The sequence below is a fragment of the Ectothiorhodospira lacustris genome (genome assembly GCF_022227785.1).
In the GTDB taxonomy this organism is placed as follows: Bacteria; Pseudomonadota; Gammaproteobacteria; order Ectothiorhodospirales; family Ectothiorhodospiraceae; genus Ectothiorhodospira; species Ectothiorhodospira lacustris.
This window is the reverse complement of sequence record NZ_JAJNQM010000017.1, coordinates 37,262-45,296: the sequence shown is the minus strand read 5'-3', so window position 1 is coordinate 45,296 and position 8,035 is coordinate 37,262. Positions and strand designations below refer to the sequence as shown.

Below are 8,035 nucleotides of genomic sequence, written 5' to 3'. Positions count from 1 at the left end.
GCGATGGTACGCAGATATTCCAGGCCGAAGGGGGCCAGCAGGTACTCGTTGACCAGATAACTGCAGACCGAGGACAGGGTCAGCACGAAGGTGGTGGCCAGGCTCATGCCGATGGCCGTCTCCACCTTCTTTGAAACCCCCATGAACGGGCACAGGCCCAGGAATTTCACCAGGACGAAGTTGTTGACCAGGACAGTGCTGACCAGGATCAGTGCGTACTCGGACATGGGACTCCCGCTCTCAGATGAGTATCCGCTACCCGGTGTGACGCCTGCAACCGGGCGGACATTGGGGAAATGACATGGTGCTCAATGCTCCAGCCGGATCTGGTGAAAATCCGTTACCACCGGATGGAGGCCATTGCAGTCGGCCGCGCCCTGTCGCTGTACCAGGGTGGTCCGCAGGCCAGCCGCGGCCGCGGCATCCAGCTCCCGCGTATCGTCGCAAAGGAACAGGGCTTCGCCGGGGGCGCACCGGATGCGTTCGGTGATGAGCTTGTAGGCCGCGATGTGGGTCTTGCCGCCGATACGGGTGTCGAAGTTGCCGCTGAACAGGGGGCGCAGATCGCCGGCCTCGCTGTGGGCCAGGAAGTCCTCCTGGGCACGCACCGAGCCGGAAGAGAATATGTGCAGCGTGATGCCCCGGTCATGCCAGGCCCGCAGGCAGGCCACGGCATCCGGGTAGATCTGTCCCTTGAAATCCCCCCGGCGGTAGCCTTCCTCCCAGATCAGGCCCTGCAGGGCCTTGAGGGGCGTGATCTTCTGATCCGCCGACATCCAGGCCACCATGCGTTGCATCAGGGCCTCGTCATCGAGAGAACCGCCGGCATAGGCCCGGATATCGGCCAGCAGGCGTTTCACCTCCGGCACATTGCGGTGGGTATGCACAAACTCAGGCAGGTGCTCCACCGCGTGGGGCAGCAGGACTTCCCGGGTGAAGGAGACCCCGGACAGGGTGCCTTCGATGTCGGTGATGATGGCCCTGATCATGGCCGCGGTTTCCGGGTCTGGATGGGTGTCATCATGGCTTGAGTCTGCGCAGCTGCAGTTCACAGTCAAAGAGGAATTCAAAGGCTTCCACATGATGTCGGGCTTCGGCCACATCATGACCCCAGGTATAGAAGCCGTGACCCTCGATGAGGTAGCCGGGGGTGTCCGGATGCCGGTTCATGTGATCATCCACCTGGGCCGCCAGCTGGGGGATCTCCTGGTCGTTGCCGAAGATGGGGAGCGTGATTGAGGCCTCATGGGCGGGGATGCCCGGCAGGGCCTTGAGGACTTCGCAGTCGGTGAGGGTCAGCTCGGCGCCTTCCACGATGCGGGACAGGACTGTGGCGCTGACGGAATGGGTATGCATCACGGCGCCGATTCGCGGGGAACGGCGATAGAGGATGATGTGCAGAAAAGTTTCTGCGGAGGGCTGCTTGCCGGGGGAAAGGACGTTGCCGTCCAGGTCCACCATCATCAGGCCGTCGCGTCCGAGTTCACCCTTGTGGCGGCCGGATTCGGTGATCACCATGCGGTGATCGTCCAGGCGCGCCGAGAGGTTGCCGGCAGCGGCCGGCATCCAGCCCCGATGATAGAAGAAGCTTCCTGCCGAAATGAGTTGGGCGGCACGTGCCTCAAGGTGCTCGTGTGTCTCTTCCATACCTGCCTGATCAAAGGGAAAAACAGCGGGTTAATGTACGCGACCCATGCGGCCGCGTCCATCCCGCCGCCCCCATCCGTTCAGGCGCAGTGAGAGATGCCCTCGGGGACCTTCATGTTGCGGCACAGGGCTTCCAGGTTTTCCGGATCCGGATTCTGGGCGGCCCGAGCCACATGCTCATGGGTGAGGTGGGGAGCCAGCAGAGTAATGAAATCATACATGTAGCCGCGCAGCCAGGCGCCCCGACGAAACCCGATGCGGGTGATGTTTTCCGACAGCCCGGGTTCAGTGTCCAGGGCTACCAGATCGTCATCATGACCCTTCTCCAGGGCGATACGGGCGATGATGCCCACCCCCATGCCGTGCCGTACGTAGGTCTTGATGACGTCCGCGTCCGCTGCCGTCAGCACCACGTCCGGGGTGAGTCCGGCACGTCGGAAGTCCGCATCCAGCTTGGTGCGACCGCTGAAACCGTCCAGATAGGTGACGATGGGGTAATCCGCCAGCCGTTCCAGGGGAATGGCGTCGGCTCCGGCCAGTTCATGCCCCTTGGGCACCACCACGCAGTGGGACCAGCGGTAGGCGGGCAACACGATCACCTGGCCGGAGGCCAGCATGGGCTCGGTGGCGACGATGAAGTCCACCTCGTCATGGGAGAGCATGTCGGCAATCTGCCGCGGCGTCCCCTGGTGAATCTGTACCCTGACCCGGGGAAACCGGTGGCGGAAGGCGTCCACGATGGGGGGCAGGATGTAGCGGGCCTGGGCATGGGTGGTGGCAATGCGCAGATCGCCGGCCTGCTCGTCCCGGGCTTCTTCCGCCGCCGCACGGATGTTTTCCACCTCCCTGAGGATGACTTCGCTGTATTCCAGCACCCGGCGTCCGACGGCGGTCATGCCGGACAGATGCTTGCCGTTGCGCTGGAACAGGGGGACACCCAGTTCTTCCTCCAGCAGTCGGATCTGCTTGCTGATCCCCGGCTGCGAGGTGGCCAGGCGGTCCGCGGCTTCGGAGATGTTGAGGTTGTAGCGTGCAATGGCCTGCAGATAGCGGAGTTGCTGGAGTTTCATGTCGAGATTATCCTGTGATCAAGGCGGTCGAGCCCCGGATCAATCGGCCCCAAGATGGAGCGTTGCCTGTATCAGGTCAAGTATACATATATAATCTTGCGTTATGTATCCACTCCCTTGGGAAACAGCGAACAAGTCCTTTGCCGCTATTCCGGACGAGGCCTCAGCCATTGTCCCGAACAAGCCCGTTGCCGTCACTCCCGCGAGTCCCTTGCCGTCACTCCCGCGAAAGCGGGAGTCCAGAATTCCCAGCCCGTGACCGGATTCCCGCCGGCGCGGCAATGGCCTGTACGCATCTCCCTCCCCGGGGGAGTCGGCCTGTCGGCAAATTCTAATGCTCGGGCAGGGTCATCCCCTCGAAGATCCGGTCCACGCTTTCCTGGGTCCGGGCATTCAAGGCCTCATGGATCGTGTCTTCTCCCGCATGGGGGGCGATCAGTTCCATGAAGTGGCACATGAAGCGGCGCAGGTAGACCCCTTTGCGGAAGCCTACCCGGGTGACATTGCCGGTGAACAGTGCCTTGGCATCCAGATAGGCCAGATCCGTATCCTGACCGGGCTCGTAGGCCATATGGGCAATGATGCCGATCCCCAGTCCCAGCCTGACGTAGGTCTTGATGACGTCCGAGTCCGCCGCGCTCAGCACGATCTCCGGCGCGACGCCTGCGTTGGCAAAATCCTGTTCCAGCCGGCCACGGCCGGAAAAACCGTGCACATAGGTGACGATGGGGTAGCCGGCCACGTCTTCCAGGGCGAGGGGTTTGACCCGGGTGAGCGGATGTCCCTTGTCAACCACCACGCAATGGTGCCAGCGATAGGCGGGAATCATGAGCAATTCCCGGTTCACGGCGATGGCCTCGGTGGCAATGGCAAAGTCCACTTCGCCGGAGGCGGCCATCTGGGAGATCTGTACCGGTGTGCCTTGATGGATGAGCAGGTGCACCCGGGGATAGCGGCGTCGGAATTGGGTGATCAGGGGCGGCAGGAAGTAGCGGGCCTGGGTATGGGTGGTGGCGATGCGCAGGGTGCCCCGTTCTTCATCCCTGAAGTCTTCCGCCAGGGCGCGGATGTTCTGCACTTCCCCAAGGATGTTTTCGGCCCGGGCCATGATCTGGCGGCCGGCCGGGGTGACGTGGGTGAAGTGCTTGCCGCTGCGGTGGAAGATCTCCAGCCCCAGTTCTTCTTCCAGCAGCTTCACCTGCTTGCTGACCCCGGGTTGGGAGGTGAACAGGCGCTCGGCAGCCTCCGTCACGTTGAGGTTGTTTTCGACGATGGCCTTCAGGTAGCGCAGCTGCTGGAGCTTCATAGGGGCTCGGGGTGTGTTGCTAATTCTCTTGAGTGATTACAACACAAATTTATATTCTTTCAACCCGTCAGTGGGGATTGCTAGATTTGATTTCAATCAAATGAGGAGATCCCGTCATGGCCCAGTCCAGCATTCATACCCCGGCCCAGGCCCATTATCGGGAAGTTGTGCTCAGACGCCGCATGGTGGCGCTGGAGCGTGAACTGCGTCACCTGGAAGAAGAATTGAATACGGTGCATCAGGGCACCGGGCAGCGAGGCCTGCCAAGCCGGCAGGCCCACGCACCCGGTTTCAGTCACCACATCCCGGTCGCCGCCGGCTAGAGGCCGGCTATTTCACCCGCATGCCCGGCTGGGCGCCAGTATCCGGTGACAGGATGAACAGATCCTTGCCGCCGGGACCGGCGGCAAGGACCATGCCTTCGGACAGGCCGAATTTCATCTTGCGGGGCGCCAGGTTGGCCACCATCACCGTCAGACGCCCTTCCAGGTCTGCCGGGTCATAGGCCGACTTGATCCCGGCGAAGACCTGTCGGGTCTCGCCACCCAGGTCCAGGGTCAGGCGCAGCAGCTTGTCGGCGCCTTCCACATGCTCAGCCCGACTGATGCGGGCGATGCGCAGATCCACTTTGGCGAAGTCGTCATAGGTGATCTCCTCCCGGATCGGATCCTGGGCCAGCGGCCCCTTGGGCTGGATCGGCGTGGGTGCCAGGCTTTCCTTCGAGGCCTCCAGCATGGTCTGCACTGCCTGTGGATCCACCCGGGTCATCAGGGGTTCGTAGGTGTTGATGCGGGTGCCCACCAGGGGCTGTTGCACCGCCGTCCAGGTGAGCGCGGGAACGCCCAGGAACCCTTCCGCTTTCTCCGCCATGGACGGCAGTACCGGCCGCAGATAGGTGAGAATGGCCCGGAACAGGTTGATGCCCTGGGTGCAGACGGCCTGGACATGGGCCTGACCGTCTTCCTGCTTGGCCAGGACCCAGGGTTTCTGTTCGTCCACGTACTGATTGGCCACGTCCGCCAAGGCCATGATCTCCCGCATGGCCTGGCCGAATTCCCGCCGTTCATAGAGTCCGGCAATCTCTTCCCCGGCCCGCACGTAGCGGTCATACAGATCCGGGTCCGGCAGGCTGTCGGCCAGGCGGCCGGCAAAGCCCTTGTGGATGAACCCGGCGCAACGGGAGGCGATGTTCACCGCCTTGCCCACCAGGTCGCTGTTCACCCGGGCGATGAAATCGTCCAGGGACAGGTCGATGTCGTCCACGCCGGGGCCGAGCTTGGCGGCAAAGTAGTAGCGCAGGTATTCCGGTTGCAGGTGGTCCAGATAGGTGCGGGCCTTGATGAAGGTGCCCCGGGACTTGGACATCTTCTGGCCGTTGACGGTGAGAAAGCCGTGGCAGTGCACCGCCGTGGGGGTACGAAAGCCCGCGCCGCTGAGCATGGCGGGCCAGAACAGGGTGTGGAAGTAGGCGATGTCCTTGCCGATGAAATGATGCAGCTCCGCCGTGCTGTCGGCGCGCCACCAGGCGTCGAAATCCAGGCCATGCTGCTCGCAGTAGTGCTTGAAGCTGGCCATGTAGCCGATGGGGGCATCCAGCCAGACGTAGAAGTATTTGCCCGGCGCATCGGGGATCTCGAAACCCCAGTAGGGGGCGTCGCGGGAGATGTCCCAATCGTTCAGGCCCGCCTCGAACCATTCCCGCAGCTTGTTGCGGATCTCCCCCTGCAGGCTGCCGGAGCCGGTCCATTCCCGCAGCATGGCGTGGAAGTCGCCCAACTTGAAGAAATAGTGCTCGGACTCCTTTTCCACCGGTGTGGCACCGGAGATGGCGGAGACCGGATTCTTCAGATCCGTGGGGGCGTAGGTGGCGCCGCAGGCCTCGCAGGAGTCTCCGTATTGGTCCGCCGCGCCGCAACGGGGGCATTCCCCCTTGATGAAGCGATCCGGCAGGAACATCTTCGCTTCCGGGTCATAGGCCTGGCGGATGGTGCGCCGGGCGATGTGTCCGGCATCCCGCAGTCGGGTGTAAATCAGTTCGGCAAAATGGCGGTTTTCTTCCGAATGGGTGCTGTGGTAGTGGTCGAAGTCCACCAGGAAGCCGGCAAAATCCGCCCGGTGCTCCCGGCCGATGCGTTCGATCAGGGCCTCCGGGGTGATGCCCTCGCTGCGGGCCTTGAGCATGATGGGGGTGCCGTGGGCATCATCGGCGCAGACATAGAGGCACGTGTTGCCGCGCATCTTCTGGAAACGCACCCAGATGTCAGTCTGGATGTATTCCACCAGATGACCCAAGTGGATGGGACCGTTGGCATAGGGCAGGGCGCTGGTGACCAGAATGTTGCGAGTGTCGGATGTCATGATCTTGGCGGGGGCAGGGAAAATGATTAAAGGTAGCAGGTCGGGCCGGTCGGGGCCAGTTTGTTGGCCCTCCATGAAGTTCTGAGCAAGTCATCTCCCTCCATCCCAGCTATTCCCGCATTTCCGTCATTTCCGCGCAAGCGGGAATCCAGTCGGTGCCGGCGCTCCTGGGGATTCCCCCATCGTCATTCCCGCGCAAGCGGGAATCCAGTCACGGGCTGAAAAACATGGGCTCCCGCTTTCGCGGGAGTGACGGAAGGTGGTGCAGGGGCGACGGAGGAATGCGCGGGAGTGACGAAGGTGGTGCAGGCGTGGTGGAAGAATGCGCAGGAATGACGGCAAACTGCTCGGGAAGTGACAAAAGAGCCTTTTTCAGCCTTCCCCTGTAGGGTTTTGATGTTTTTTCAGGTTAGATTGGACGCCGAACCGTTTGCTGTTCGCGGATGTCAACGAACCCAAGGATGCATTGCCATGACACGCCACTTCACTGCATTACCCCGACACCTAGCCTGGTTCGGCACCGTGCTGCTCCTGACCGCCTGTGTCACCATCAACATCTATTTCCCCGCGGCGGCCGCCGAGGATGCCGCCCGCACCATCGTGCGGGACGTGCTGGGTGAGACGGCCCAACCCGCCGAGGACAGCCCGTCGGCCGCGCCGACGGCGCCGGATGCCCGCCTGGAGGGCGGCGTTCAGCGTGTCCTGGCATTGATCCTGGATGCGATCATCCCCCCAGCTCAGGCTCAGCAGGCCAACATCAACATCCGTACCGCCGGCATCGATGCCCTGCGGGCCTCCATGCGGTCACGGACGCCGGCACTGCAGCCCCATTTTGCCTCCGGGGCCATCGGCTTCACCCGGGACGGCCTGGTGACCCTGCGTGACCTCAATGCCGTGCCCCTGCGGGACCGGGCTGCGGTGCAACGCCTGGTGACGGAGGAAAACGCCGATCGCAACGCCCTGTACCGGGAGATTGCCCGGGCCAATGACCGGCCCGAGTGGGAGTCGGATATCCGCAGCACCTTCGCCCGCGTCTGGGTGCAGGAAGCCCCGCGAGGGTACTGGTACCAGGATGAGCGGGGGCAGTGGCGGCAGAAGTAGCCGGCCGGGTTGAATGGCTTCATCGGCTACAATCCCTACCATGTCGGTCCGATGCCAACCCTCAGCCCCACCCCCCTGGCGCCGTTTCCTGGTCACCCTGTCGGCCTGTCTGGCCCTGTGGTGGATCCTGACCGACGGTGATCCGGGTGGCTGGGTCATCGGCGTCCCCGTGGCCTTACTGGCTGCCGCCTCGGTCTTTACCCTGCCGCCGGGGCGGCGCTACCGTCTGTCCTTGCGCGGTCTGGTGGTGTTCATGGGGTTCTTCCTCTGGCAGTCCTTCGTCGGCGGGCTGGATGTCTCCCGCCGGGCCTTGTCGCCGCGCATGCCGCTGGCCCCCGGGTTCATCGACTACCCGGTCCGGCTACCGCCGGGACCGGCACTGACCTTTTTCATGAATGTGATCGGTCTGCTCCCGGGTACCTTGAGTGTGGGGCTGCATCAGCGCCGTATTCAGCTCCATGTGCTGGACGTGGGCATGCCCCTGCATCCCTCACTGCGCCGGCTGGAAAACCGGGTGGCGGCCCTTTTTAGTCTGCAGCTGGAGGCCTCGTGA

Annotated in this window: 9 protein-coding genes; 3 read left to right on the top strand and 6 right to left on the bottom strand. The window is 63.1% G+C overall.

Annotation, left to right across the window (positions count from 1 at the left end; genetic code table 11):
• From LQ952_RS05320 to cysB, 5 genes are all read right to left on the bottom strand, one after another.
• Positions 1–227, bottom strand: a 227-nt coding sequence (locus LQ952_RS05320; protein WP_274521958.1) for an Rnf-Nqr domain containing protein, incomplete at its 3' end; no start/stop codon positions are given.
• Positions 228–308: 81 nt separating this feature from the next.
• Positions 309–989, bottom strand: a complete 681-nt coding sequence (mtnC, locus tag LQ952_RS05315) for an acireductone synthase (RefSeq protein ID WP_238621621.1) — start codon at positions 987–989, stop codon at positions 309–311.
• Between the two features lie 31 nt (positions 990–1,020).
• Positions 1,021–1,647, bottom strand: a complete 627-nt coding sequence (locus tag LQ952_RS05310; protein WP_238621620.1) for a methylthioribulose 1-phosphate dehydratase — start codon at positions 1,645–1,647, stop codon at positions 1,021–1,023.
• A gap of 80 nt (positions 1,648–1,727) precedes the next feature.
• The gene (locus LQ952_RS05305; RefSeq protein ID WP_238621619.1) at positions 1,728–2,717 is read right to left on the bottom strand and encodes a LysR substrate-binding domain-containing protein; all 990 of its coding nucleotides are present in this window, start codon (positions 2,715–2,717) and stop codon (positions 1,728–1,730) included.
• A gap of 331 nt (positions 2,718–3,048) precedes the next feature.
• Positions 3,049–4,023 carry an HTH-type transcriptional regulator CysB gene (gene cysB, locus LQ952_RS05300; RefSeq protein ID WP_238621618.1) on the bottom strand — a complete coding sequence of 325 codons (975 nt, stop codon included), beginning with the start codon at positions 4,021–4,023 and terminating at the stop codon, positions 3,049–3,051.
• A gap of 116 nt (positions 4,024–4,139) precedes the next feature.
• Here cysB and LQ952_RS05295 point away from each other — a divergent pair, with 116 nt between their 5' ends.
• On the top strand, positions 4,140–4,346 hold the full coding sequence (locus tag LQ952_RS05295; protein WP_238621617.1) for a hypothetical protein: 207 nt from the start codon (positions 4,140–4,142) through the stop codon (positions 4,344–4,346).
• A 7-nt stretch (positions 4,347–4,353) separates the two neighbouring features.
• On the opposite strand, the gene metG is transcribed toward LQ952_RS05295, so the two are convergent.
• The gene (metG, locus tag LQ952_RS05290) at positions 4,354–6,381 is read right to left on the bottom strand and encodes a methionine--tRNA ligase (protein WP_238621616.1); all 2,028 of its coding nucleotides are present in this window, start codon (positions 6,379–6,381) and stop codon (positions 4,354–4,356) included.
• Positions 6,382–6,852: 471 nt separating this feature from the next.
• On the opposite strand from metG, the gene LQ952_RS05285 reads away from it, so the two are divergent.
• Complete coding sequence (locus tag LQ952_RS05285; RefSeq protein WP_238621615.1) at positions 6,853–7,482, top strand: YdbL family probable chaperone protein; 630 nt, start codon at positions 6,853–6,855, stop codon at positions 7,480–7,482.
• A 40-nt stretch (positions 7,483–7,522) separates the two neighbouring features.
• Positions 7,523–8,035 (top strand): Na+/H+ antiporter subunit E, encoded by a 513-nt coding sequence (locus LQ952_RS05280; RefSeq protein ID WP_238621614.1) that lies wholly within the window; start codon positions 7,523–7,525, stop codon positions 8,033–8,035.